Source organism: Robertkochia aurantiaca (assembly GCF_020166495.1).
In the GTDB taxonomy this organism is placed as follows: domain Bacteria; phylum Bacteroidota; class Bacteroidia; order Flavobacteriales; family Flavobacteriaceae; genus Robertkochia; species Robertkochia aurantiaca.
This window is the reverse complement of sequence record NZ_JAINZS010000007.1, coordinates 112,560-138,173: the sequence shown is the minus strand read 5'-3', so window position 1 is coordinate 138,173 and position 25,614 is coordinate 112,560. Positions and strand designations below refer to the sequence as shown.

21 protein-coding genes and 1 tRNA gene are annotated in these 25,614 nt (G+C 46.5%); 14 read left to right on the top strand and 8 right to left on the bottom strand.

Annotation, left to right across the window (positions count from 1 at the left end):
* The first annotated feature begins 83 nt into the window (after positions 1-83).
* Positions 84-1,667, top strand: coding sequence for a DUF7133 domain-containing protein (locus K7R10_RS14175; protein WP_224485387.1), 1,584 nt, complete (start codon positions 84-86; stop codon positions 1,665-1,667).
* Between the two features lie 122 nt (positions 1,668-1,789).
* On the opposite strand, the gene K7R10_RS14170 is transcribed toward K7R10_RS14175, so the two are convergent.
* The gene (locus K7R10_RS14170; protein ID WP_224485386.1) at positions 1,790-2,671 is read right to left on the bottom strand and encodes a tetratricopeptide repeat protein; all 882 of its coding nucleotides are present in this window, start codon (positions 2,669-2,671) and stop codon (positions 1,790-1,792) included.
* A 152-nt stretch (positions 2,672-2,823) separates the two neighbouring features.
* On the opposite strand from K7R10_RS14170, the gene K7R10_RS14165 reads away from it, so the two are divergent.
* A complete protein-coding gene (locus K7R10_RS14165; protein WP_224485385.1) occupies positions 2,824-3,174 on the top strand; it encodes a four helix bundle protein in 351 nt (116 codons plus the stop codon).
* Between the two features lie 83 nt (positions 3,175-3,257).
* On the opposite strand, the gene K7R10_RS14160 is transcribed toward K7R10_RS14165, so the two are convergent.
* Positions 3,258-3,935 (bottom strand): arylesterase, encoded by a 678-nt coding sequence (locus tag K7R10_RS14160; RefSeq protein ID WP_224485384.1) that lies wholly within the window; start codon positions 3,933-3,935, stop codon positions 3,258-3,260.
* Between the two features lie 84 nt (positions 3,936-4,019).
* Between K7R10_RS14160 and K7R10_RS14155 the strand changes: the two genes are divergently transcribed.
* Both K7R10_RS14155 and K7R10_RS14150 read left to right on the top strand, forming a co-directional pair.
* Positions 4,020-4,709, top strand: a complete 690-nt coding sequence (locus K7R10_RS14155) for an ABC transporter ATP-binding protein (RefSeq protein ID WP_224485383.1) — start codon at positions 4,020-4,022, stop codon at positions 4,707-4,709.
* Positions 4,703-7,255 (top strand): ABC transporter permease, encoded by a 2,553-nt coding sequence (locus K7R10_RS14150; RefSeq protein ID WP_224485382.1) that lies wholly within the window; start codon positions 4,703-4,705, stop codon positions 7,253-7,255. The genes K7R10_RS14155 and K7R10_RS14150 overlap by 7 nt, the downstream gene beginning before the upstream one ends.
* Before the next feature lie 947 nt (positions 7,256-8,202).
* On the opposite strand, the gene K7R10_RS14145 is transcribed toward K7R10_RS14150, so the two are convergent.
* From K7R10_RS14145 to K7R10_RS14135, 3 genes are read right to left on the bottom strand one after another with little or no spacing between them, the layout of a single operon-like run.
* The gene (locus tag K7R10_RS14145; RefSeq protein ID WP_224485381.1) at positions 8,203-9,615 is read right to left on the bottom strand and encodes an efflux transporter outer membrane subunit; all 1,413 of its coding nucleotides are present in this window, start codon (positions 9,613-9,615) and stop codon (positions 8,203-8,205) included.
* On the bottom strand, positions 9,612-12,779 hold the full coding sequence (locus K7R10_RS14140; protein WP_224485380.1) for an efflux RND transporter permease subunit: 3,168 nt from the start codon (positions 12,777-12,779) through the stop codon (positions 9,612-9,614). The genes K7R10_RS14145 and K7R10_RS14140 overlap by 4 nt, the downstream gene beginning before the upstream one ends.
* The gene (locus tag K7R10_RS14135) at positions 12,776-13,906 is read right to left on the bottom strand and encodes an efflux RND transporter periplasmic adaptor subunit (protein WP_224485379.1); all 1,131 of its coding nucleotides are present in this window, start codon (positions 13,904-13,906) and stop codon (positions 12,776-12,778) included. Before K7R10_RS14135 ends, K7R10_RS14140 begins: the two co-directional genes overlap by 4 nt.
* 242 nt (positions 13,907-14,148) lie before the next feature.
* Between K7R10_RS14135 and K7R10_RS14130 the strand changes: the two genes are divergently transcribed.
* The gene (locus K7R10_RS14130; RefSeq protein ID WP_224485378.1) at positions 14,149-14,796 is read left to right on the top strand and encodes a potassium channel family protein; all 648 of its coding nucleotides are present in this window, start codon (positions 14,149-14,151) and stop codon (positions 14,794-14,796) included.
* Positions 14,797-15,285: 489 nt separating this feature from the next.
* On the opposite strand, the gene K7R10_RS14125 is transcribed toward K7R10_RS14130, so the two are convergent.
* Positions 15,286-16,272: an amidohydrolase family protein gene (locus K7R10_RS14125; protein WP_224485377.1), complete on the bottom strand. Its 987-nt coding sequence runs from the start codon at positions 16,270-16,272 to the stop codon at positions 15,286-15,288.
* A gap of 178 nt (positions 16,273-16,450) precedes the next feature.
* Between K7R10_RS14125 and K7R10_RS14120 the strand changes: the two genes are divergently transcribed.
* Complete coding sequence (locus K7R10_RS14120; RefSeq protein ID WP_224485376.1) at positions 16,451-16,960, top strand: hypothetical protein; 510 nt, start codon at positions 16,451-16,453, stop codon at positions 16,958-16,960.
* Between the two features lie 17 nt (positions 16,961-16,977).
* Here K7R10_RS14120 and K7R10_RS14115 read toward each other — a convergent pair whose 3' ends face one another.
* Entirely contained in the window at positions 16,978-17,472 is a 495-nt protein-coding gene (locus K7R10_RS14115) for a CIA30 family protein (protein WP_224485375.1), read from the bottom strand.
* 419 nt (positions 17,473-17,891) lie between these two features.
* Here K7R10_RS14115 and K7R10_RS14110 point away from each other — a divergent pair, with 419 nt between their 5' ends.
* The 8 genes from K7R10_RS14110 (at position 17,892) to K7R10_RS14075 (ending at position 24,318) form a co-directional block, all read left to right on the top strand.
* Entirely contained in the window at positions 17,892-19,286 is a 1,395-nt protein-coding gene (locus tag K7R10_RS14110; RefSeq protein WP_224485374.1) for a phage integrase SAM-like domain-containing protein, read from the top strand.
* A 135-nt stretch (positions 19,287-19,421) separates the two neighbouring features.
* The gene (locus tag K7R10_RS14105) at positions 19,422-20,426 is read left to right on the top strand and encodes an NADP-dependent oxidoreductase (RefSeq protein WP_224485373.1); all 1,005 of its coding nucleotides are present in this window, start codon (positions 19,422-19,424) and stop codon (positions 20,424-20,426) included.
* Positions 20,427-20,537: 111 nt separating this feature from the next.
* On the top strand, positions 20,538-21,005 hold the full coding sequence (locus K7R10_RS14100; RefSeq protein ID WP_224485372.1) for a hypothetical protein: 468 nt from the start codon (positions 20,538-20,540) through the stop codon (positions 21,003-21,005).
* 141 nt (positions 21,006-21,146) lie between these two features.
* The gene (gene mce, locus K7R10_RS14095; RefSeq protein ID WP_224485371.1) at positions 21,147-21,551 is read left to right on the top strand and encodes a methylmalonyl-CoA epimerase; all 405 of its coding nucleotides are present in this window, start codon (positions 21,147-21,149) and stop codon (positions 21,549-21,551) included.
* Positions 21,552-21,667: 116 nt separating this feature from the next.
* A tRNA-Ile gene (locus K7R10_RS14090) sits at positions 21,668-21,741 on the top strand.
* 373 nt (positions 21,742-22,114) lie between these two features.
* On the top strand, positions 22,115-22,507 hold the full coding sequence (gene rbfA / locus K7R10_RS14085; protein ID WP_224485370.1) for a 30S ribosome-binding factor RbfA: 393 nt from the start codon (positions 22,115-22,117) through the stop codon (positions 22,505-22,507).
* A 10-nt stretch (positions 22,508-22,517) separates the two neighbouring features.
* Positions 22,518-23,723 carry an ABC transporter permease gene (locus tag K7R10_RS14080; RefSeq protein ID WP_224485369.1) on the top strand — a complete coding sequence of 402 codons (1,206 nt, stop codon included), beginning with the start codon at positions 22,518-22,520 and terminating at the stop codon, positions 23,721-23,723.
* A 292-nt stretch (positions 23,724-24,015) separates the two neighbouring features.
* The gene (locus tag K7R10_RS14075; RefSeq protein ID WP_224485368.1) at positions 24,016-24,318 is read left to right on the top strand and encodes a GIY-YIG nuclease family protein; all 303 of its coding nucleotides are present in this window, start codon (positions 24,016-24,018) and stop codon (positions 24,316-24,318) included.
* A 153-nt stretch (positions 24,319-24,471) separates the two neighbouring features.
* On the opposite strand, the gene dusB is transcribed toward K7R10_RS14075, so the two are convergent.
* Positions 24,472-25,464 carry a tRNA dihydrouridine synthase DusB gene (gene dusB / locus K7R10_RS14070; protein WP_224485462.1) on the bottom strand — a complete coding sequence of 331 codons (993 nt, stop codon included), beginning with the start codon at positions 25,462-25,464 and terminating at the stop codon, positions 24,472-24,474.
* Between the last annotated feature and the right edge of the window lie 150 nt (positions 25,465-25,614).

Below are 25,614 nucleotides of genomic sequence, written 5' to 3'. Positions count from 1 at the left end.
ATTGGTTCAGAGCCATTTAACTATAAAAATTTATTTATTTGACGTAAATTAATACTGTAAATCAACCAACACCCATTCCAATAATGAAATATTATCTTTTGTTGTTCGTGATACTGCTCCTGGTTTCCTGCAAGCAGGAAAAAATGCTTTCTTCATCAGGGTCAGGTAATGAGTTGATACGCCACCTTGATACCACGATCAATGTCTATGATTCGTTGGCAGTGATCAGGCTCCCCATCGATAAAGGAGTGCCGATTTGGAATCCCGGGCTTTTGAAAACAGGTCCCGGAGGTCGCATATTCGGTGCAAATCTGACAGGGGAAATCTACAGCCTGACAGACACCGATGGTGATGGCCTGGAAGATGAAGCAGTAATGTTCTGTGATGTTAGCAAAGAAGGTTTCAGAACTCCGGCAGGTATGGCTTTTAAGGGCTGGGATCTGTATGTAGGCCTCCCTCAACAGATTAGGGTCTATCGGGATCTCAACCATGATTTTGTAGCCGATACCAGTTTCGTCTTTTTTGATAATATTCCGTTCAGTGATCACCCTTATGAATGGACCTCTGCTTTGCAATTTGACCAACACGGGTGGCTTTATTTCGTACTGACCACCGATTCCTGGAACCCGGGTGCGAGTCCAGATCCCGAAAAATTAAGAGGAAGTCTGCTGCGTGTTTCTCCTGATGGTTCAAAATATGAACGTTTGGCTACGGGTATACGATCTGTACACGGAATGGCTTTCAACAGAAATGGGGAGTTATTTCTGATCGATAACCAGGGGGGGCAGAATGCAGAAGAAGAACTTCTGTTATATGAAAAAAATGGATTTTACGGTCATAATACCGCCAAGTTCGGAGAACAAACACAAACACCCCCCTTTGGATTGCTGCAGACGGAAGTGGCTCCCTCTGATATCTTATTCAGGAACGTGGGAGGAAAAGAGCAAATGTACATTTCATTTTACGGCCCGGGGGAATACTGGGAACGAGGTGCCATCTCACGGGTGGAACTGAAGGAACACGAAGATGGAACCGTTCAGATTATTGAAGAGATACTGACCGATTTGCCTAAAGTATCCAATATAACATTCTCAGAAGATGGAACCCTCTACGCTTCGCGGGTAGGGGTAACAGATTACTGGTATCAGAAAACAGACTCTGTTGACGGGGCAATCTATAAAATAATGGCTGCCCCCTGGGTGATGCCTGATAAGAGAGAATCCCTGGCCATGAGTGAGGGAAGTGCTGATGCTGACAGAATCGAACAGGGCAGAATGCTGTTCAATACACGAGCCTGTTCTGCTTGTCATTCTCTTGACGGAACTACAGAAATGCTAGGTCCTGATCTTAAGAACATCGGCCTGTTCTATAACCGCGAGGAACTGCTGGATGAAATTCAATATCCTTCTAAACGGATCAAGCCGGGATCGTTCGCTTCAAAAATAACCATGAAGAACGGGGAGGTCCAACTTGGCAGGGTCATAACGCAAAATGAAGATACCCTGCAGCTCATGTTAGTCGGTAATCAGTTAAAGAAAATACCAACACAGGAGATTGCCTCTTCAGCACTTCACCCTGAGTCGATGATGTATGAAGGCCTGTTAGAGGGACTGTCTCAGGAAGAGATCGATGCCCTTCTGGACTTCCTGATCTCCAACGCAAGGTGATAAAATTTTCTGATTACGAAAAGCCCGGGTCTTCTCAGGGCCTTCAACCAAGCAATTTATCATTGTATTTCTTGTCAACTGCACAACGAACTTAGTAACAAGTAAACATTCATAATTAATCATTACTCCCCCATCACCTTCGCTTTCATCAACTGCCGTTGTTTATAAAGTGAATCCCGAATGCGTTCGTAAGGCGGGTGACCGGAAAGGGGTTCGAACACCGGATCGCTCAGTGATTCTTCGCTGACGAAATGATAGATCCACCATTCTTTTCCCAATCCCGTAACCAGGGATTTGTTTATATAATCCATGGCCGCGGCCGTATCTTTCTTCATCAGGGAGATCTCTGCCAGTTCGAACAGCGCGTCATGGTCGGCAGGGTTCTCCAGTAACACCGCGGTTAACTGGGTTTCGGCAATTTCCAGAATCTCTCTTCCTTTAAGGGTATCTCCCGCTCTCAGGTAGAGGTAACCCAGGTTGATAGGAATTTGTTCCGGTTCGCCATAGGCCACATATCTTTCCAGGTGTGCCTTTGCTTCTTCGAATTCCCGCAGGAACACCTCATTGAATGCGGCAGACACATAGGGTTGCGGATAAGAATGGAAAGCGATTCTCAAAATGGAATCATTGTATTGACGTAACTGAGCAGTATCTCCCCGAAACATACCAAGGATAGCGAATCTGCGATACCTGCGTAACCGACTAATAGTATCATCTCCCTTTTCGGTCTCCCTGAGCATTTCCTCTGCATCATTGAAGAGTCCGACACCCATATATGCACGGGCCAGCGCCCGTTTCACCGAAAGACTGTCGGGATAGGCACGGGCCACCTTTCGGAATTCGGTGATGGCCTTATCAAAATCTCCCGTCAGAAAAAGGGAATCCCCGGGTTGCACCATCTGTTCAAAAGGCGGGTGTTCAGAAGATTTTGATGCATCTGATTTACAGGAGGTCACACTTAATACACATGCGAAAACGGCTAGAGCGAGAACGTATCTGATCATGAAGTATACTGGTTGAGTTGTTTAAAGATAATGAAAATGGTGGATTGAGGAGATGGGTAAGTGGGTAGACGGGTAGACGGGTAGACGGGTAGACGGGTAGAAAGAAAATTAAATATTAGTAGATTATTTTCTATATTTGAAAAAAATGAAAAATGCTGCATAACGAATTGCATGTTTGGAAACAAAGTATGGCCTTGGTTACCAAAGTATATCGAATGACCAAGCTCTTTCCGGAAGATGAAAAATTTTCTTTGGTGTCTCAAATTAACAGGGCAGTAGTTTCCATTCCAGCAAACATTGCAGAAGGAGCAGGAAGAAGCAGTACAAAAGAGTACTTGCGATTCTTGGATATTGCTACCGGTTCTGCCTCCGAACTTGAAACATTACTCCTTTTGGCAGAACAATTAAACTACGCAACGACCTCATCAATAATAACAGAGGACTTAATCCCAATAAAGAAAATGCTGTATAAACAGAAACAGTCAATTAAAAAACATATCTAAGCCAGTAAAATTCCGTCTTTTGTTTTAAAGCCTGATTACCTTTCTACCTGCTTACCTGCTTACCTGCTTACCTGCTTACCCGCCTACCTGATTACCTCCTTCAAAACATCCCACACATTCTCCGCGACGATCTCCTGTCCCTCAGCGGTGGGGTGAATCCCGTCATCCTGATTGAGATCAGGGTTGCCGGCAACGCCATCCAGTAAAAAAGGGATCAGTTCCACATTTTTCTTTTCGGCCAGTTCGGGAAAGATCGCACGAAACTCTTTGGTATAGGCTTCCCCCAGGTTAGGCGGAATCTGCATTCCCGCCAAAATGATCTCCACATCGGGATTCTTTTCCCTGACCTTTTCGATAATCGCCTCCAGGTTCTCCCGTGTTTCGCTCAGCGGCACGCCTCTTAACCCGTCATTGGCACCCAGCTCCAGTACAAATACATCAACATCTTCATCCATCACCCAGTCGACACGGTTTCGGCCGGCCGCCGTGGTTTCTCCGCTCAGTCCGGCATTGATCACCTTATAATCCCATCCCAAAGAATCGATACGCCTTTGTATCACTGCCGGAAAAGCCTCCTGCGTATCAAGGCCCATGCCTGCGGTCAGGCTGTTCCCGAAAAATAATATGGTTTTGGTGGCCGATGCCTGTGCTTCTGTGGTAATCGAATCTGAAGGAGTGTCTGCTACCCCGGAGTTTGTGTTGCTCTGCGTCTTCTTATCGGCCTGACCACATGAGATGGTCACCGAAAATGCCGTAAGCACGCACAAAAATGTTAATATTCTCTTTAACCGGACAAGGGAGTTCAAAATCATTCTTAATTTGTTTGATATCACAAAATACGAAAGATGGGGAAGATATTAAAGGTTGAAAATCTCACGAAGAGTTATTCGAATGGCGACAAAACACTGACCGTGCTTGACAAAGTCTCATTTGACATCGAAGAAGGACAGACCTTCGCGATTGTGGGCCCGTCAGGAAGTGGAAAAACCACCCTCCTGGGCCTTTGTGCCGGCCTCGACCAGGTCGATTCCGGAGAGGTGGAGCTCTGTGGTTCTCGTTTGAGCAACCTCGATGAAAACCAGCGGGCAAGGCTTCGAAATGAACATGTGGGATTTGTTTTCCAGGATTTTCAGCTCTTCCCTACCCTGACCGCTTTGGAAAATGTGATCGTTCCCCTGGAGCTGCGCGGTGAAAAAAATGCTTCGAAAACAGGGAAGGAACTCCTTGAAAAAGTCGGCCTCGGAGACCGCTGGCATCACTATCCTTCACAGCTTTCAGGAGGAGAGAAACAACGGGTGGCCGTGGCAAGGGCCTTTGCCAACCGTCCCGCCATTCTGTTTGCTGATGAACCTACCGGAAACCTCGATGCAGAAACGGGGGAGAAAGTGGTGAAACTGCTCTTCGACCTCAACAAGGAGGCTGGCACCACCCTGGTAATTGTGACTCACGACCTGGAACTGGCCGAAAAGACCCAGCAGATCATGCGCATAAAAGGTGGTACCATAGTCGATAACCAAGTCGCTTCATCATGGTAGAAAAGAACCAACCACAAAAACCGGGCTTTGTATGGTTGCTGAGAATGGCATGGAGAGATGGCCGCAGCAGCTGGAACAAGATCCTGCTCTTTATGCTTTCGACTGTACTGGGTATAGCCGCTGTGGTCTCCATACAATCATTTGGCAGCAACCTTAAAGATAATATCGCCCTTCGCTCAAAGGCCCTGATGGGAGCCGATTACATCATCGACAGTGATGATCTGCCCAATGAAAGGGTCAATGCGATCATTGACTCCTTAGGCGGTGCCGATGCGCAGGAGGTGAATTTCGCTTCAATGGCAGCCTTCAACACCACCGAAGCCACTAAACTGGTACGGGTACGGGGTATCGAGGGAGGTTTTCCCTTTTACGGGGAGCTGGAAACCCAGCCCGAAGAAGCGGCAAACAACTACCAGGAGCAGGGTGCAGCCCTGGTCGATGCAACCCTGATGCTGCAATTCGGATTGGAAAAGGGAGATACCATTCACCTGGGAAAGGTAAGTTTACCTATCGCCGGATCACTAAAAAGCATCCCCGGCAGCAACGCCATCTTCAGTTCGATTGCTCCCCCTGTAGCCATTCCCTATCGGTTTATCGCATCTTCAGAACTCATTCAGACAGGGAGTCGTGTCGATTATGAATATTATTTTAAAGATGAGGCCAATACCGACCTTGAACGACTGGATCGCGAGCTCGACCCCATGCTTGATGCCGAAGGGGCAGACCTCGACACCCACCTGTCGACCAGTCAGCGTCTGGGAAGGCGGTATGAAAACTTCGGGAAATTCCTCAACCTGGTAGCCTTTATCGCTCTGCTACTTGGCTGTGTCGGAATCGCCAGCGCCATTCACCTGTACATCAAGGAAAAATTACCCTCTATCGCCGTGTTGAAATGCCTGGGAGCCTCCAGGGCACAAACCTTTAAGATATTTTTGATCCAGGTTGCCTTTATCGGACTGATGGGAGGTATCATAGGAACAGCTGCCGGTATAGGCTTGCAATTTCTATTCCCGGCTTTGATCAAAGACCTGATCCCTGTACAGCTGGAACTCAGCGTTGCTCCCGAAGCGGTGATCGCCGGGCTTTTGCTGGGTGTCAGCATGTCTGTGCTCTTCGCCTTATACCCTCTTATCGGCACCTTGTATGTATCACCCCTGCAGGCTTTACGGGTTTCTCATCAGCCCTCCGCCCGATCAAAACGAAGCAGCGTGCTGGTTTTTGTGGCCATCTTCGCCAGTATATTCATAATTTCTCTGTGGCTGCTCGAAGACTGGCAATACTCCCTGGCATTTATGGGGGGAACCATAGTTACCTTTGCCGTCCTGGCCGGAATAGCCCAGCTGTTTATCAGATCTGTAAGAAAGTATTTTCCACACCACTGGAATTTTGAAGTGCGACAAAGCCTGTTGAACCTGTTCCGGCCCAACAACCAAACCCTGATACTGGTTCTGGCCATTGGGGTGGGTACCTTTCTGATCAGTACCCTTTACTTTTCAAGGGATCTGCTCCTCGCGGAAGCCTCCATTGAAGGCGGAAGTAACAGTCCGAACATGATCCTGCTGGATGTACAGACCGGGCAGGAAAAAGAAGTATTAGAGACCATCAGATCGAATGATCAACCTGTTCTTAGCAACATCCCGATCGTCACCATGCGGGTAGATGAGCTAAAGGGAAAACCGGTGCGGGAGATCAGAAAAGACACGAGCTCAACGATCAACAGATGGATATTGAACCATGAATTCCGTACCACGTACAGGGACTCCCTTATCGATTCGGAAACACTGGAAGAAGGGGAGTTCACGCGGGAAGTAACGGAGACGAATGTTATTCCCATTTCAGTAAGCCGGGATTTTGCCGGAGATGCTGAAGTGAGCATGGGCGACACCATTCGTTTCAATGTTCAGGGAAAGATCATGACCACCACGATTGGAAGCATCAGGGCGGTTGACTGGAGTCGTCTGCAGCCGAACTTTTCCATCGTATTTCCTAAAGGCGTATTAGAGCAAGCGCCACAGTTTCGCGTAGTTACCACCAAGCTGCCGACCGAGGAGGCTTCGGCTAAACTGCAGCAAAAACTGGTGGCCAAATTCCCTAATGTTTCCATCTTAGACCTCCGTCAGGTGTTGAACGTGATAGAAGAGCTTCTGGAAAAGATCGCCTGGATTATCAATTTTATGGCTTCGTTCAGTATACTTACCGGAATCATCGTATTACTGGGAGCGGTTCGAAGCAGCAAATATCAGCGTATGCGCGAAAGCGTGCTCCTGCGAACCCTGGGTGCGAAAGGAAAACAAGTACTGCGTATCGTTGCCCTTGAATATCTCTACCTGGGCATTCTGGGTGCCTTGTCGGGGATCCTGCTCAGCCTGCTGGGCAGCCAGCTGTTAGCCTGGTTCGTATTCGACACGACTTTTAGTCCGTCACTATTCCCTTTCCTGGTACTCCTTCCAGGACTCACTTTGCTCATACTGATCATCGGGCTCTCTAACAGCATCGGGGTGATCAAAAGTCCGCCGTTGGAAGTGCTGCGAAAGGAGGCAGCGTAGGGTGCTGAATGGTTAGTCGTTAGTCGTTAGTCGGGAGTGGGGTTTAGTTATGAGTTATGAGTTACGGGTTACGAGAGATGTTAGTGAGCATGCCTGAATAAGGTTACCCTATTTGCTCCTTTGCTCCTTTGCCTGTTTTAGTTGTGAGTTACGGGTTATGGGTTAAGGGCTAAGGGTTAAGGGTTAAGGGTTAAGAGCTAAGAGTGGGCGGTACAACTTCCAGGAACACCTATTAGCAATAATGTCATCCAGAGCCCTGAAGGGGCGAAGGATCTGCTTATTATTGATCTATTTATCCAATTAATATAACTCCCCCATCCGTCAACGCATTCAGCGTTGCCATCCAAGCGCCTTCTGGCTCCCCTGTCTGCCGACAGGCAGGTTCGCTAAAATGGTTCACAGAACCATTTTTTAACGCTCGGCCCTCCCCAAAGGGAGAAGGAAAAGCGATGTTACTTAGAATTCCCTTTATGCTCCCCCTCCCAGGGGGAGCTGTCTGGCAACGACAGACTGAGGGGGTATTTGCTCCTTCACTCCTTTGCCTGCTTTAGTTGTGAGTTACGGGTTATGGGCTAAGGGTTAAGAGCTGAGAGTGGGCGGTACAACTTCCAGGAACACCTATTAGCAATAATGTCATCCAGAGCCCTGCGGGGGCGAAGGATCTTATGATGGGCAGTAACTCAGCCACTTAGAAAATAATTTTATCGAATAGTGGCCAACGCGGCAGCTGGCCCCGTCGCTTAAAACAGCCACCGGCTGTTTTTAAACGCTCGGTCCAACTTCAGCAGCAAAGCTGCTTCCAATCAGGGTGACTTGTATTGGAACAAGCAGGGTGAAACGAGATCAATATTACCCAACGACTTTACAACTTCACATCTTTACCCTCTTTGCTCCTTTACTCCTTCTTCCACAGGGTTAAAGACCGCTGCCAAAAGTGAGGAGTGATGCTACTCTCCACTTGTCAATTGTTCCTCGGCCACCCAACCTCCGCCAAGAGATTGATACAGCAGCACATACGATTCAAGAAGTAGTCTTCGCGTGGCGACCCTTTCTATCTGGGCATCAAAAGCCTGTCGTTGTGATTCCAAAAACTCAAGATAACTCGTCACTCCCTTATCGTATCGTTCTCCACTCAGATATTGTGCACTTAATGCCGCTTTCACATGATCTTCGCGGGCCTTGTATTCCTTCTGATACGTTTCAATAGCCACCAGGGCATCTTCCACTTCTCTGAAAGCGTTCAGAGCAGTACGTTCATAAACCAGATATTGCTGTTCCAGTCTGCTTCGCTCGATCTCCACCCGCCGCTTGTTCTGTCCCCAATTGAACAAGGGCGCTAAAGCCGCAGCTGAAAGAGACCAGGCCGGATCTTGCAGACTGAGATTTTCCAGTTCATTTGTCACAACACCGGCTGCTCCTGTAAGATTCAAATTAGGCCATCGATTGGCGATAGCAGCTCCAACGAGTGCATTTTGTGCGATAATTCCCTGCTCGGCTTCGAGCATATCAGGCCTGTGACGCAACAATTCCGAAGGAAGTCCGGCAGGAATATCAGGTATGAATTTCAACGATTCAAAGCTTCGCAGAGAATCAGGAGGTTGTGGAAGACTGCCTGTGAGTATACTGAGGGCATTCTGAGCTTGAAGCCATGATCGTTTGAACCTGGGAACGGCACTGGCAGCTATGGCCTTTTGTATTCGTGCCTGATCCAGCTCGATCTGTGCGGTATAACCCTGGTCAAACCTGGCTTGTATAAGACGCAGGGAACTGTCTCTGAGCTTAAGGTTCGCCAGTGATATGCGATATGATTCCTCGAATTGTCGCATGCTGAGATAGGTTCGTACTACCTCTGAAATAAGTGTAAGGCGCACAGCCCTTACCCCGTACTCTGAGCCAAGGTAGTCTGCCAGGGCAGCTTCATTCAGGCGGCGAAGTTTCCCGAACAGATCGATCTGCCAGGAAGCATTTCCAAACCCGGTAAAAATGTTTGAAGTCCCCCCCTGTCCGGCCTGGATACCGAAAAAATTACCCCGGGTTGCTCCTGCCTGCACCGTGATCTTCGGCAATAATTCCTTTCGCTGAATGTTCAGTGCAAGTTCTGCCTGCTCGACATTCTCCAAAGCAATTCGCAGGTCAGGATTGTTTTGCAAAGCTGTCGCAATAAGGGTATCGAGCACCTGGTCATTGAATAATTGCCACCAGGCCACCTCCCGAAGTGAGTCTCCGGGATGACGGTCGTATAAATACCCCTCAGGCGCCTCATAATTCACCGGCTCGTAATTCCTGCCCACTTTACAGCCAAGCACCAGCAGGGATAACAGTAAACTGCAAATTGCGGTTATATGAATCGATCTTTTCATTTACCTGGTATCTCTGCTTTAGTTATGCGTTTTTTTTCATAGCCAAAAAGCCGGCCCACAACTATAAAGAACATGGGATAGAAGAATACCCCAAGCAGGGTGGCAATACCCATACCTCCAAGAAGTGCCATTCCCATGATCTGTCTTGATTCGGCCCCCGACCCTGATGCTGTTATCAGAGGGATCACGCCTAAAATGAAACTAAATGCGGTCATTAAGATAGGTCGATAACGCTCCCGGGCAGCTTTCATGGCTGCATCATATAAACTATTCCCTTCTTCGAATTTCATCTTGGCAAATTCCACGATCAGGATCGCGTTCTTCGCTGCCATTCCTATCAGCATGACCAGGGAGATCTGTGTAAATACGTTATTCTCAAAGGTCGGACTTATCAGTCTGGCCAGATAGAGCAGAAAAAAGGCTCCAAAGACGGCAAAGGGCGTACCCAACAGAATAGCCAGCGGCAGCGACCAGCTCTCGTATTGGGCTGCCAGAATGAGATACACGAAGATCAGGGAGAATATAAATACCATGGCCGTTGAACCTGATGCCAGCTTTTCCTGGAAAGACATAGCGTTCCAGGAATAGGTCATGTCTGAGGGAAGGTTTTCTTTCATCACCTGCTCAACGGTCGCCAATGCCTGCGCTGAGCTGTAACCCTGTGCAGGTGCGCCGGTGATCTCAACAGCTCTTAACAAATTAAAGCGATTGGTGAATTCCGGTCCGCTTCCATTCTTTACATCAACCAGCGTTGCCAGGGGAACCAGTTTTCCGGCCTTATTTTTTACATAGAACAGGTTCAGGCCGCTTTCATCCTGCCTGTACTCCGGTTCAGCTTGTACATAGGATTTGTAAAGTCTTCCAAACCGATTAAAATCATTGACGTATGCTCCTCCAAGAAAAGCCCCGAAAGTATCATAAATGTCTTCCAGCGCCACTCCGGACTTCAGAATCTTATCCCGGTTCAATTCGATCTGTTTCTGCGGAACAGAGGCCTGAAAGGTTGTAAAGGCACCTGTGATCGATTCCTGCTGATTGAGCAACTGAATGATGCGGTTTGCATTGGCTTCAAGATACTCAGGGGTATTGCCGGCCTGATCCTGTAACATCACGCTGAACCCGGTACCGTTACCCAGTCCCGGAATTGCAGGCGGACCGAAAGCAAAAGCCTGTCCCTGTTTAACCTCCCGGTATAACCTTCCGTTAAGCGTATTGACAATATTGGCCACCGAACCATCTGCGCTTCTTTGATCCCAGTCTTTTAAGGTGACGAAAAGAAAACCTGCATTAGAAGACATCGCTCCGGAAAGAAGGCTGAATCCTGAAACTGCTGTCACATACTCCACCTCTTCGTTTTCCAGCAGTATTCTTTCTATTTGTCTGACTTCCCCGTCGGTTCTTTGCAAAGAGGAGGCAGGCGGAAGTTGTAGATTCACAAAGAGATACCCCTGATCTTCCTCCGGAATAAACCCTCCGGGCAACAATCTTCCTAAGACTGTTGTACCCACCAATATCACCAACAGAAATATTAGCCCGCGTCTTGTTCGGCTTCCTATTCGTTGCGTTTGTTTCACATATGAGCGGGTATTCTTTTCGAAGAAATTGTTGAATTTTTTAAAAAACGATCCCAGAAAACCTTTATACTCCTGAGGTTTTTTAAGCAAGATGGAACAAAGAGCAGGACTAAGGGTGAGAGCATTCACCGATGAAAATGCCACAGAAACGGCCAGGGTGATCGCAAACTGCTTATACAAGCTTCCCGTGATTCCGCTTATCATGGCCACGGGGACAAAAACCGCTATTAAAACGAGTGTGGTTGCGATAACCGGACCGCTTACTTCCTGCATGGCACGTGTCGTGGCAGTTTTAGCATTCATCCCTTTCTCCATGTTAACCTGTACCGCTTCTATCACCACGATCGCATCATCGACCACCAGGCCGATGGCAAGCACCAAACCCAATAAAGAAAGAGTGTTCACGGTAAAACCCAGTAAAGGGAAAAGCATAAACGAACCGATCAGCGATACTGGAATAGCCAGGGTGGGAATCAATGTAGCACGCCAGTCCTGAATGAAAATAAAGACAACCAGGATAACCAGAATAAGAGCGATGATGAGGGTTTCGATAATCTCAGCGATACCTGCTGTAATGGGTTTCGTCGCATCAAGAGACACCTGGTATTGCATTCCTGGTGGAAACCTCGACTGCAACTCGTCCATAGTGCTGATAACATTCTCGGCAAGTTCCACGGCATTAGAGCCCGGAGCCTGATAGATCGCGAGGATGGCACAGGCTTCTTCATTGATGCGCGTACGGGCACGATAGCTTTCCACACCCAACTGAACTCTTGCAATATCTTTAAGGCGTACCTGACTACCGTCTTCATTGGCCCTGATCACGATCTCGCCAAATTCAGCCTCGGTAACGAGCCGATCGGGCAATCTGACTGTATAGGTGAATTCTGTTCCAGGAGGCGCGGGTTCATCCCCGAATTTTCCTCCGGGAACAATAGCATTCTGAGACCGAATGGCTTTCATAATCTCAGGAATAGTAATCCCCATCTTGGCCAATACATCAGGTTTGATCCAGATACGCATTGAATAATCAGAGGCTCCCATTATATCGACCCTACCGATGCCTTTTATTCGGGAAAGCACATCTTTGATGTTGATCAAAGCATAGTTCCCTAAAAAATTCTGATCATACTCTGGATTTTCGCTTGTCAGGGTGAGAAGGAGTAATGTATTGGGCAGAGATTTCTCAGTGGTAACCCCAAGTCTTTTTACTTCTTCAGGTAGCTTGGCGGTAGCGGCAGAAACCCTGTTCTGAGTGAAAACCGTATTCATATCCGGATCGGTGCCCACATCAAATGATACCTGAATGGTCATGGTACCATCATTGGTATTGGTCGACTTCATGTAGATCATATTGTCGACCCCGTTGATCTGTTGCTCCAGAGGCGTGGCCACCGAATTCTCTACGGTCAGGGCGCTAGCTCCGGTATAGTTCGCCCGAACCTGAACAATGGGTGGAGTAATATCCGGATATTTCTCCAGGGGTAATCCCAATATGGAAACCCCACCCACGATCACCGTTGTTATCGCGATTACAATAGCCAATACGGGACGGCGAACAAAAAAGTTCTGTTTTGGTTCTTGATTCATTGATCTTTAGCTCGGGATTCGAATTCAGTTGGTTGTGGATCTATTTCCTGTCCTTCACGCACCTTTTGTATGCCCTCGAGTAAAATTTTCGTACCTTCTTCGATTCCATCAGTAACCACGAAATAATCACGATACGTACCGCTGAGAGAAATATCCCTTTCACGAACTGTATTGCTGTCGGTAAGTACGAAGGCTGAAAATTTTCCCTGTAACTCCCGAACGGCCCTTTGAGGGATCAGAACAACCCCTTTCTCGGGTTTTCCTGTGATTCTTACTTTGGCGAACTGTCCGGGTTTTATCAGGAAATCAGGATTTGGAAAGACCGCCTGTACCAGAATCGATCCGGTTTCAGGATCGATCTCCCTGTTGATGAACCTAAAGCGTCCCTGGTGTTCAAATACCGAATTATCAGAAAGGATGAGTTCCACCTTTGCATCTGTGTTCGGAGAATTCTCCTGCTCCTGGATCATCCGCTGTCGCGCCATATAGAGGTAGTCGTTCTCGGTAAGTAGAAACTCAACTTTGATAGAATCGGTCTTGGAAATGGTGTTGAGTATAACCGGATTCGGATTTTGTCCGACGTATTCTCCCTCCAGGGCCTGTGATTTCCCTATAAACCCGGTAATAGGTGCTTCGATACTGGAGTAGTCATAACGAATTTGAGTTAAATTTAAATTCGCTTTCGCAGCATTCACTCCGGCCTTGGCCGCTTCGTAGGCAGCCTTAGCACCATCTAATTCAGCCTTGCTTACCGCGTTGATCTCTGCTAAAGGCTCGATCCTGTCAAGGTCTACCTTTGCTTTTGCCAGCTGGGTTTCTGCCTGTGCCAGTTGACTCTCCTGTCTGGTTACTGCTTCAGCGAGGGGATCGGCATCAATGGTATAAAGCAGATCTCCCCTGTTTACCCGGCTACCTTCCCGGAAATGTATTTTTTCAAGATAGCCGTCTACCCTTGCTCTGATGGGTATATCCTGGTACCCGTATACCTGGCCTACGAATTCGCGTTCAAAAGCAACTTCCCGTGCATCGATCGTCACTACCGGTAGTTCCAGTAGTATGGATGGTTGCCTGGCTTCCTTGCAAGAGAAAATAACCGATAGAAAAAAGAAAAAAAGAATCGTTCGCATGGCCCATGGTTTTCATGCATAAAAATTGGTTATGATCGGCGGTTAATCTGGGGAATGGCAATACTAATATAAGCAACATTTGAAAACGATACATAGACAGTCGCCTGATTTGGACGAACGGACTCAACTGTCAGATAAATCTCAACTGACTGTTGTGCATTTATATTATGCCTCGGTCAATTCTATAATATCCATTATGTGCTCGAAATTTTGTCGTAACTTTTTCAAATAATCATCACCTTATGAAGCTAATTCAAAGACTTCATCATTACCGGTTTCATATTTTCTTTGCTACTCAAATGATCGTATTATTCATTTCGATCATTCTTCCGGAGGAAAATATTTCTTCATTGTTCAGACCTCTTGCCTTTTTGCTCAATCTTATTGCCGGCCTTCTCATTATTTCTAATAACCGGGTTCTGGTAACTGTAGTTGCCGTGCTGATGTTAATTCAATTCATTCTTTCATTGACAGCAGGAGACACACAACCTTTATTAATTAGCCGAAATCTTATTCTTTCACTCTTATACCTGACGCTGATGGTCGAAATCATCAAACAGATCATTCATATAAGAAAGGTAGACAGCCAGATCGTTTTCGCCATGTTTTCGGGTTATGTTACTTTGGGAACGATCGGGTTCTTGATATTGGAAAATTTTATCATGATCGATCCGCTATCTATGCAATTCAATATGATCAGCGGCGATGTACAATCCGGAGATATCCTGTATTTCTCCTTTATCACCCTTTTGACCATCGGCTATGGCGATATCATTCCGCTCTCTGAAGCCACTCAAAGAACAGCCATCCTCATAGGTATGTCAGGCCAATTCTACCTTACCGTGGTCATCGCCCTGATAATTGGGAAACACCTGAGAGAGGAACAATAAATCAATTAAGGTTCCTGGCATGTTAAGAATTGTAGCCGCGAAAGTTAGTGCATGGGGAGTCGTTAGTCGGGAGGGGGGATTAGTTACGGGTTACGGGTTACGAGAGATGCTAGATGCTAGATGTTAGATGTTAGATGTTAGATAAGTTATCAAAAAAACACCTTCACAACTTTACCCTCTTTGCTCCTTCGCTCCTTTGCCTGCTTTAGTTGTGAGTTACGGGTTATGGGTTAAGGGCTAAGGGTTAAGGGTTAAGGGCTAAGGGCTAAGGGTTAAGGGCTAAGAGTGGGCGGTACAACTTCCAGGAACATCTATAAGCAATAATGTCACCCAGAGCCCTGCAGGGGCGAAGGATATTATGATTGTTAGTAACTCAGCCACTTAGAAAATAATTTTACCGAATAGTGGCCAACGCCGCAGCTGGCCCCGCTGTCTGCACGACAGGCAAGATCTCTGCTCACGACTCACGACTAACCATTCCCAAACAACCTACCTCGGCCGCACCCAGGCATGATGTTGCCTGATCTCCTCTTCTGAGAGTTCGAGAAAACGGGCGGCATTGTAGTATAGAATATCTCGCTTTTGTTCTTCATAGAGCCAGCCGATATCAAATATGGCTTTCAGGTGTTGCCGTGTGGTTCCAAAGTAATCAGAGCCAAACATCAAGCGGTCTCCCAGGCCGGCGGCATAGAGTTTTCTCAGGTTCTGTTCCCATAACCTTTTAGGCAGTAAGATGGAGATGGCTGAAATGTCACAATAGATCTGCGGGTAGTCATTCATCAGGGCAATGGCCTCATCGGTATAATCATTCCCGTAATGCATCAGATAGATCTTCAGGTTGGGGTATTGATCCAGAACGGGTCTGAGCGCTTCAGGATTGGCAAATTCGGGATTGAAATGCGGACGTTCCTTTTCGTCGACCCGGTTCGGACCGGAATCGGAATGGATTCCAACGGGAAGGTTACGTTCTGCTGCAAATTTCCAGTAAGGGGCCAGGCGGGGGTCTGTAGGAGGTATTCCATAGTAATTGTACAGCGACTCTCCCATAGCCCGAAAACCCTGTTCATCATAAAGCGCTTTCAATTCTTCATAACCTAAGAACTCCTTCTCGCAGGGTTCCTCGTCGTCAACCAGCTTGCTGCAGGGAAAGATGAGTCCACTCCAGATACGGGGTTCCTTCTTTCCGTACAGGGCTGCGTATTTAGGTACCCCGCCACCGATGGCGAGCACCACATTGTTATTATTGAATTCGTATTGCAGGTATTGCAGGCGTACCTCATCCAATTGCGGACCCTCCTGAAAGGTGCCGTTGGTATACACTTCGTTGCCCTCTATTCCTTTGGTGAGGTGAACATGTACGTCGATCACCGGCTGACCCCGCATGAACTCTCCAAATGATTGCACATCACTGTTGCGAAAAGCCATCAGCAGGGTAAGCAAGATCACCGGTATTCCTACATAAAAAAAATTTTTCATGTTTTGGAAGCTTTTGGGTAAGGTAGCGAATAATTGACTTTCAGACTGTCAAAGAGTTGTGAGTGATGTCAGAAATGTTGTGAAGCAGGGCCAGGAACGGGTAACTTAATCCGCTCTTCCATTTATACAATGATCCCCTGGATTTTATTTCTAGATTTGACTTTTTAACCACCCGATTATGAAAATTTTGTTCCTGTTGTTTTTACCCCTGATCTGCTTAAGCCAGGAAACCCCTGCTATTTCATCTGAAAAGAAAGATCTCAACAGCCTTTTGCCGGGAATATGGGAACCTTATGATGTAAAGACTTTCACTCTTCATCAGGTAGTGGTGGCATCGCCACCTCCCTTTGTTAAGAATAAGATTCCGAACAGTTATATGGAATTCCAGAGCAATGGCGCCTATTCTCACGACGCCCATCGTTATGACACCCTTAAAATTGACGGGGTTGCGGCCCGGGATATCAGCAGGTTAAAGAAAGGCAATTGGGAAGTCGTGAATGACTCGGTGGTTGATATCGAATGGCAAACACAAAAAAGAACCGTGAAACTTTTCGATAGCATGACTCCTTTATTTACACATAAAGACAGTATGAGCGTACACAGTATAGCTACCTATAAGAACGAAGTATACTTAGTAAGGGTGTATTATGTACGTAAGAAAGAAAATCGGGAGAAGGTTAACCCTTAAGATATATTTCAGATGGCCTATCGCAGGCCAATATGATCGATCAGTAAAGTAAAATCCTGAGGTTTTCCATTTCCTATGAGAATCGCGATATATTCCAGTTGCTCTCCGGGATAATTCGGAAGGTCAAGCTCTCTTCCGCGGAAGGTTGCATAGAAATCTTCAAAAGGAAGCGTGATCTCCTGCCAGTCGCCGGTCGTTTCAAAGTATTGTATATAGGCATGTCGCTGAGAGATCTCAGACCGAAGTCTGAACTGGTAACGTTTCCCATCGCCTTTCACCTTCAGCACCACGGCCGAATACTGACTTACCGACTTAGGCGTTAGTCGATGCTGAATCATCGAAAAACCGCCGTTGTTTTCCAAAGACACACTTCCGGAGAAAACACCATTCCCGTCAGGACCTATTTTCAGTCCGCCCTCAGAGCGACCTCCCATGACCACGTCGTTTTCTGACTCCCAGGAATCAGCGTTTGTTTGTTCGTTAAAATCGAAAAGGGTTGCTGTCTGTATCATAAGAATCAATATCAAAAAATAGTGCCAGTGCATTGCGTTGATTTTCTAATAAGTTACGTATTAAATTTCCGGAAAAAGAATCCCGGAAGTATCAATTATCAGACCTGCCTTTAAAAGAGATAAGAGCCGGTCTGCCCTGGAAACAAATCACTGTCAGACCCTGAAATATTCAACAGTTTCCCCTTACAGATGCTATCAGGTTAATTAGCTTGTATTTACACCTTTTTTCTATTAAAACACTTGATGGTTTATAAAATGTATTTACGAAATTTCATCGATGAAATGCACCCAAAGGGAATAGTTCCTTTAACATACCGGGAGAAAAAAGAAGCGATTAACCACGTAATCAAATATTTAGTGTATTTTTAATTCGACGATGATCTTCCGCTACTTTTGTAACTCTTATTGTACACTAAAATATGACCATTCGACTGAAATTATTAGCCGTTCCCGACAAACAAGGTCTTTGCCCGGTCATTTTTGATCTTTCAGACGGCCGTTCCTTCAGGCGGAAGATAAGAACCGGTCTGAGGTGTCTTCCGGAACATTGGCCAGAGGAAACCGGGCCTGTCAACTCAGGCACTTCCGCAGAAGATCAGATCAACTCTGAACTGAAAAAATTACAGACTCGTAAACAGGAAGCCGAAACACAGTATGCCCAAGGGTTATTGACCCGTAAACAGTTATTGATGAAACTGAAGGGAAAGGCAGTGATCGAAACGGTCGATGATTTTTTGGATCATCACCTGAAAGAGACCAAAAGCCAGCCCACTTTGCTTGATTACCGGTATGCCATTCAGGGTCTGAAGAATTATACGGGTTATAGAAACGATGATACCGAAGAACCCCTGCCCTTCTCTGCCATAGATCACAACCTACTGAGATTATTCAGGGAAAATAGTTTCTCCTCGTTGAGCGGCTCATCATTCAACAGTTACCTGAATAAGATACGTTCTATCATGAACGAAGCGTGGAGAGCAGGGATTGTAAAACAACGGTTTGAGTTGGATCGGGAACTTAAAAGAAAGGACATCAGCACCAGAAAATCTCAACTGACCAGTTTTGCCGAAATGCGGACGGCTATCGAAAACGTTTCAACGATCTATGAATGGCAGGCGATGGCCTTTTACCTGCTCATGTTCTGCACCAGAGGTTGTGGTATGGCAGATATACCCGGTTTCCGTACACGCAACATCCATGACTTCGAAGAGCTGCTTCCTTTTACCGACCCTGATTATACTTACCTGATCTTCTTCCCTTCAGGAAAAAAAAGACATTCCCCTGAATTGATACGCATCGATGATTATCCTACCGGAAAACTTATCAAAAGCCTGAAGTACTCGGTAACCCTGACACATCACCGTCAGAAGCAATTCATCATTCCCGATGTAACCGACGAACTCGCCATATTCAAATACCGTATCAGCGACAATTACCGTATGCATGTTTCCACCTGGGATATCTACAAACGAAAGGTCAAAGCGCTGTTAGGCAATACATTCGGGACAGCAGCGGCAACTTACCGCTACTATGCCGATCAGCTGGAGGTCAGTCAGCCGGTGCGCTCTGTGCTCTCTGGTACTCCTTATCCCATGGCTCAATATCCGGATTACCTCAGCAAGGATAATTTTCGCAAACAGGTTGAGCGGGCCCATCTTCAGGTGTTGGAAAACTTCAAGGCCAAAAACCTCACCTATCAGCTAATCGATTCCCTCAGGGATCTCAAGGTGCCTAATTTTGTATACCTGGATGACAAGTATGAAAGCGAAGCCTCGTTCTGGATGAACTATGAGCGAAGCGTCTGGAATAAGTAGAATCATACGTGCTGACCTGGTCGGTATCTTGCTTCCTTATTTCTATGTATCAGTTGAAATACGTATTTTTAAGAACGGACTGATTATCCTTCCCGAAACTCCCTGCCTTTTTAACTTCCACTAACATAAAAGCATATGAACAAAGTCATTAAACTGGCCAGCAGGCCGACCGGAAAGCCCACAGACAAAAATTTTAAGTTCTCCGAGGAAGAGAGGCCCGAAGCCTCAGAAGGAGAGATCCTGCTCAAAACGATTTATGTTTCGGTAGATCCCTACCTCAGAGGACGTATGAGCGAAGGTAAATCATACATTCCGCCCTTCGAAGTCGGAAAACCCATTGCTTCGGGTATCATCGCTGAGGTGATCGAATCAAAGCACAAAGATTTTGAAAAGGGAGAATACGTTTCCGGGATGCTGGAATGGAAACAGTACCAGGTCTCCGACGGAAAAGACCTGAATAAAGCAGATAAGAATCTGGCACCGCTCTCTGCTTTTTTGGGGGTTCTTGGAATGACGGGGTTAACAGCCTACTTCGGACTTACCAAGATCGGAGAGCCCGAGAAGGGCGAAACTCTGGTGGTCTCAGGAGCTGCCGGAGCGGTTGGTAGTACTGTGGGGCAAATCGGAAAGATCCTGGGAATGAAAGTGGTTGGCATCGCAGGAAGCGATGAAAAGATCAGCATGATCAAGGAAAAATTCGGATACGATGAGGGCATCAATTACGACACCACCGATGATATGGCTGCCGCCATTAATAAGGCTTGTCCGGACGGAGTCGATGTATATTTCGACAATGTAGGCGGGGAGATCTCAGATGGGGTCATGAAGAACATCAACAAGTTTGCCCGCATCGTGAATTGCGGGGCCATTTCCCTTTACAACGAGACCGAAATGCCCACCGGTCCGCGTCCGGAAGTCTTTCTGATCAAGAACAGTGCTAAGATGCAGGGTTTTATCATCGGGGATTTTCAGGATCGATTCCCGGAGGGGGTGCAACAGTTAGGTCAATGGTTAAAAGAGGGGAAGCTCACCTATGAGGAAACCATCAGGGAAGGGTTTGATAATATCCCAAAAGCCTTTTTAGAACTATTCGAGGGGAAAAATAAAGGAAAAATGCTGGTGAAGGTAGCTGAAGACTAGATCAGTGCAATCGCTTTGAAAAAGGGTGATTTGATAACACTGTGCTGAACGAATTCAGGGAATGCTGTAACAATTATACTGTTGTTTCGTCTTCCTTGAAAACACATCAACATGAAACCAACAGTTATCGCATTAATCATGATGTTCCTGGCAACGGGACTATATGCACAAGGAAGCTTTTCAGAGAGAGACGTATACGGAGTATACGAATTCAAGATCGACATCAAAGGAGCCATTGAGGAAGAGGCAGAAGAAATGAACTTTTTTGAAAGGATGGTTGCCAGAAGCGTGTCCGGACTAGTGGAAACAGCGCTGGAGGAAGTTCACATCACCTTCGATTTCAGAAAGAATAACGTGGCCTATCTCACAGTAGTCAATGACCTTGATGATGAAGAAACCGAAACTGAAGAGCTGTATTGGGAGATCAATGACAACGGACAGATCGAGATCGATGACATCGAGAACGAAAATGTTCAGATGGAAAACGATGGTTACTGGGTACTCTCAGAAGACCGCCTGATCTCTGTGGACGAACACGGAAAAATCGAGCCGCGAGCGTGGATGCAGCGTGTAAAATAAACAGCCGCAAGGCATCTCTATATATTCGAAACCCTCTTTTAACCAAGAGGGTTTTTTATATTCGTTTAAATTGCGCTTAGCCAGATCAAAATTAGCTATCAGCCAATATCTTGCTAATTTTGTAACACTAAAATTGAACCGATGAACAAAATAGAACACCTGGGCATTGCCGTTAAAGACCTTGCCGCCTCAAACGATCTGTTCACCAAATTGCTCGGTGTCGCACCGTATAAGGAAGAAGAGGTAGCCTCAGAGGGGGTTAAAACCTCATTCTTCGAGATGGGTGAAAGCAAGATCGAATTGCTGGAAGCCACTAAGGATGATAGTCCGATCGCGAAATTCATAGAAAAGAAAGGGGAAGGAATTCATCACATCGCCTTTGCGGTTGCTGATATACAGATCGAGATCAACAGACTTAAAGAGGAGGGCTTTGTGGTATTGAATGAAACCCCGAAGCGCGGAGCCGACAATAAATGGGTGGCATTTTTACACCCGAAGAATACCAACGGCGTTTTAGTGGAGCTATGTCAGGATATAGAGGAATAGGCAAAAGCAGTTCTTTTATTTTGCCTGACAAAAGTTTTGCACTCTTAAAGAATTAATAGTAATATTGCACTCCAATTTTCGGAATATTTATGTACTTTGAATGTGCATACCGAAAGGGTCCTATAGCTCAGTTGGTTAGAGCACCTGACTCATAATCAGGTGGTCCCTGGTTCGAGCCCAGGTGGGACCACTTAAAGCGCAAGCCCTCACTCTGCAAGAGTGGGGGTTTTTTGTTTTTGTGGAACAGACAAAAGCTTGCTTTTGGAAGGTGGAAGAGAAACAAAAAATGTGTGTTCTGCGAAGCAGGACGGTGGCTTGCATTTTCACAAGCGGGAACCCCTGGTCCAACGAGCATAGTAAGTTAACCCAGGTGGGACCACTTAAAGCGCAAGCCCTCACTTTGCAAGAGTGGGGGTTTTTTGTTTCTGTGAACACGATTAGCCGGATCTCTCAGCCGGTAACCCTTTAACTTTATCACTTCACACCCTTACAACCACATCCCTGTATCACCGTATCACCGCATAACCGTATAACTGTAGTACTTTATTCGTACTTTTGTCGGTATGGAAACAAACAGGCAAAAAAAGATAGCAGGCGTATTGCAGAAGGACCTTGCCGAAATCCTGCAGCGGGTGGCAGCTGATGCCGGACTAACCGGAACGCTGATCTCTGTGACCAAGGTAAATGTGACCTCCGACCTCTCGATCGGGAAGGTCTATATCAGCATCTTTCCCCATGACAAGGCGAAAGAACTGCTGAAGGAATTACGGGAGATCGCACCCAAGATCAAGCACGACCTTTCACAACGCACAAAGAATCAATTGCGGCGGGTACCCGAACTGCAATTCTATATCGACGACTCATTGGAGTATATCGATCGCATCGAAAGCTCTCTGAAGGGGAAAGAAAACCCGATAGACGACCCTGATCTTTTGGAAAAACGAAAGAAATCCTGACCTGTCTGCCTTGAACCCGGCCCTGTACATAGCTAAACGATACCTGATCTCTAAAAGCAGTAAGAATGCGGTGAACATCATCAATATGGTCACCTTTCTGGTAATCGTTATAGGTGCAGCCGCCCTTTTTATCGTGCTCTCAGCTTTTGCCGGACTCAAAACGTTTAGTCTTTCTTTTTCAAATACCTTTGATCCGGATCTTAAGGCCATAACAGCAACCGGCAAATATTTTACTCTGGAAAAGGAGGAGATCGCTTCGCTGGACAGTCTGAAGAGTATTGCTCACTACGCTACAGAGATCGAGGAACGCATTTTCCTCACCCATAAACAACGAAACCATGTGGCCTGGATCAAGGCTGTGGATACGAATTATACCCGGGTTATTCCTGTTCAAAACATTCTGTACTTCGGTTCCTGGATCGATAAGGACCCTTACCAGGTGGTGGGCGGTATCGGGATTGCCAATATGCTGGGGTTAGCCGTGAATGATTACCGGAGTCCGATGAAGATTCTGGCTCCCAAACCGGGAGAGGGAGGCATTACCAGCCAGAAAAAGCCATACAATCAGTTGCCTGTAACCCTTTCAGGGGTATATGCCATCAACGAGGAAATGGACCGGAAATATGTCTTCGCACGTCTTGATATCGTGCAACCGCTGCTGGAAAAGGATCAGAACCAGATCACCGGAATCAACTTTAAAATGTCTCCCGGCGCCTCTGAAGAAAGCGCAATCGCTGATATTGAATCGATTCTTGGAGACAAGGTGACGGTAAAGAACAGGGCGCAACTGAACGAGGCGCTTTATAAAATGCTCAATACCGAAAACCTGGCTATCTATCTCATCTTTACCCTGGTGCTTATCATTGCGCTGTTTAACGTGGTCGGTGCCATTATCATGATGATACTTGACAAGCAAGGCAACCTCAAAACATTGTTCAGCATCGGAATGCCTATCAAAAAGCTACGACGAATCTTCTTCCTGCAAGGAGTACTGGTAACTGCATCCGGGGGACTCATCGGCATCACCCTTGCTTCGCTCCTGGTCTGGAGCCAGATCGCCTTTCAGTGGATCAAACTAACCCCTTCCCTGCCCTATCCGGTGGAATTCACTATTCCCAACCTGCTGATCGTTTTTGCCACCATCCTGGTGCTCGGGGTAATCGCATCAAAAATCGCGTCAAGCCGCATTAGCAAACGACTGATCGAATTTAATTAACATCATTGTAAGCTTGTATGCCGGTAGGCATTGTAAGCCACTATTGGCTGATGAATCGAACTGTTTGAACTTTATTTCAATATCCTAAAATAGAAATTGGAGCTTCGCCTTGACAGATTGCTTCGCCTCGAAATACCGAGGCTCGCAAAGACGTCTTCGCGAGAAGGCCTATGAAACCCGCCGAAGCGATCTGCCAAAACCTAATCAGCAAATACTCTGAAGGTACCTGGCGTTTCTCTCTGAAAGATTGCTTCACTACGTTCGCAAAGACGTTTTTTATTAAATTGAAGTTATGTATGCCTATAGCTATGTTTATTTCATGACCAATAAAAACAACTCCGTTTTATATGTGGGGGTTACCAGCAATCTTAAAAAACGAGTCTATCAGCACAAAACAAAAGCTTACAAAGGATTCACCAGTAAGTATAATTGTAATAAACTGGTATATTTTGAGGTCTTTAATGATATAAACCAAGCAATTGACAGGGAAAAGCAAATAAAGGCAGGCAGCAGAAAAAGAAAGGAATCACTGATCAATCAGGAAAATTCAGAATGGAATGATCTTTCCGAAGGTTGGATTTTTGATGTAACCTAAACGCCTTCGCGAGGAGGCTACTATTGGCTGACGAAGCGATCTGCCAAAACCTAATCAGCAAATACTCTGAAGGTACCTGGCGTTTCTCTCTGAAAGATTGCTTCACTACGTTCGCAAAGACGTTCAGCAGGAACTGATAGAAAATGAACATTATCAAGCAAACTGATAGTCGCCAAACTTCTCTTCCACCTCATCAAAGGCGGCGAATACATCGGCAGCATCATCGCTGGTGACCATTTTCATACGATAGTCCTTGAAGTGTGGAATACCCTTGAAGTAATTGGTATAATGTCTTCGGGTCTCAAAAACACCGAGCTTCTCTCCTTTCCAGTCAATGGCCATCTGCAGGTGTCTGCGGGCAGCTTCCACCCGTTCCTGCATGGTCGGAGGTGGCAGGTGCTCCCCGGTTTTCATATAATGTTTCACCTCATTGAAGAACCACGGATACCCGATACTTGCCCTTCCGATCATGGCGCCGTCGAGTCCAAATTCATCCCGCATCTTTACCGCCTTTTCAGGCGTATCCACATCTCCATTTCCAAAAACGGGGATATTCATGCGTGGGTTGTTCTTTACTTCTGCTATGGGTCCCCAATCGGCTTCTCCTTTGTACATCTGCACCCGGGTACGTCCGTGAATAGAGATCGCTTTGATCCCCACATCCTGCAGCCGCTCGGCTACCTCAACGATCTTGATGGAACTGCTGTCCCACCCCAGCCTGGTCTTCACCGTGACCGGCAAGTTGGTGCGCTTGACCATGGCCTCGGTAAGTTTTACCATAAGGGGAATGTCTCGGAGGATACCGGCTCCGGCATTTTTACAAACCACCTTTTTCACCGGACAACCAAAATTGATATCGATGATATCAGGGTTCGAACGCTCAACGATATCGATCGCCTGCAGCATGGAATCCATCTCGGCTCCGAAGATCTGAATCCCTACCGGACGCTCCTTTTCATAGATATCAAGTTTCTGCACGCTTTTAGCCGCATCACGTATCAATCCTTCTGAAGAAATGAACTCGGTATACACCACATCTGCTCCCTGTTCCTTACATAACTTCCTGAATGGCGGGTCACTCACATCTTCCATGGGTGCCAGCAATAAGGGAAATTCTCCTACCTCTATGTCTCCGATCTTTACCAACGTACTCTTATTAAGTGTTTTGCGGTGCAAAGATAGGATTTTTAGTGAGATGGTTATGCGGTTATACGGGGATGCAGGGATGCAGGGATGCAGTAAAAAGGTAATAAGGTGTTTTTTAAACTTTACTCATAACCCGTAGCTCGTAACTCG

Bases quoted from the DNA above. Each gene is read 5' to 3' on its own strand.
- K7R10_RS14150 (WP_224485382.1), top strand. From the start codon at position 4,703: ATGGTAGAAAAGAACCAACCACAAAAACCGGGCTTTGTATGGTTGCTG.
- K7R10_RS14165 (WP_224485385.1), top strand. From the start codon at position 2,824: ATGCTGCATAACGAATTGCATGTTTGGAAACAAAGTATGGCCTTGGTT.
- K7R10_RS14105 (WP_224485373.1), top strand. From the start codon at position 19,422: ATGAACAAAGTCATTAAACTGGCCAGCAGGCCGACCGGAAAGCCCACA.
- K7R10_RS14120 (WP_224485376.1), top strand. From the start codon at position 16,451: ATGAAAATTTTGTTCCTGTTGTTTTTACCCCTGATCTGCTTAAGCCAG.
- K7R10_RS14130 (WP_224485378.1), top strand. From the start codon at position 14,149: ATGAAGCTAATTCAAAGACTTCATCATTACCGGTTTCATATTTTCTTT.
- K7R10_RS14135 (WP_224485379.1), bottom strand. From the start codon at position 13,906: ATGCGAACGATTCTTTTTTTCTTTTTTCTATCGGTTATTTTCTCTTGC.
- K7R10_RS14115 (WP_224485375.1), bottom strand. From the start codon at position 17,472: ATGATACAGACAGCAACCCTTTTCGATTTTAACGAACAAACAAACGCT.
- K7R10_RS14110 (WP_224485374.1), top strand. From the start codon at position 17,892: ATGACCATTCGACTGAAATTATTAGCCGTTCCCGACAAACAAGGTCTT.
- K7R10_RS14145 (WP_224485381.1), bottom strand. From the start codon at position 9,615: ATGAAAAGATCGATTCATATAACCGCAATTTGCAGTTTACTGTTATCC.
- K7R10_RS14175 (WP_224485387.1), top strand. From the start codon at position 84: ATGAAATATTATCTTTTGTTGTTCGTGATACTGCTCCTGGTTTCCTGC.
- mce (WP_224485371.1), top strand. From the start codon at position 21,147: ATGAACAAAATAGAACACCTGGGCATTGCCGTTAAAGACCTTGCCGCC.
- K7R10_RS14155 (WP_224485383.1), top strand. From the start codon at position 4,020: ATGGGGAAGATATTAAAGGTTGAAAATCTCACGAAGAGTTATTCGAAT.
- K7R10_RS14170 (WP_224485386.1), bottom strand. From the start codon at position 2,671: ATGATCAGATACGTTCTCGCTCTAGCCGTTTTCGCATGTGTATTAAGT.
- K7R10_RS14100 (WP_224485372.1), top strand. From the start codon at position 20,538: ATGAAACCAACAGTTATCGCATTAATCATGATGTTCCTGGCAACGGGA.
- K7R10_RS14075 (WP_224485368.1), top strand. From the start codon at position 24,016: ATGTATGCCTATAGCTATGTTTATTTCATGACCAATAAAAACAACTCC.
- K7R10_RS14140 (WP_224485380.1), bottom strand. From the start codon at position 12,779: ATGAATCAAGAACCAAAACAGAACTTTTTTGTTCGCCGTCCCGTATTG.
- rbfA (WP_224485370.1), top strand. From the start codon at position 22,115: ATGGAAACAAACAGGCAAAAAAAGATAGCAGGCGTATTGCAGAAGGAC.
- K7R10_RS14125 (WP_224485377.1), bottom strand. From the start codon at position 16,272: ATGAAAAATTTTTTTTATGTAGGAATACCGGTGATCTTGCTTACCCTG.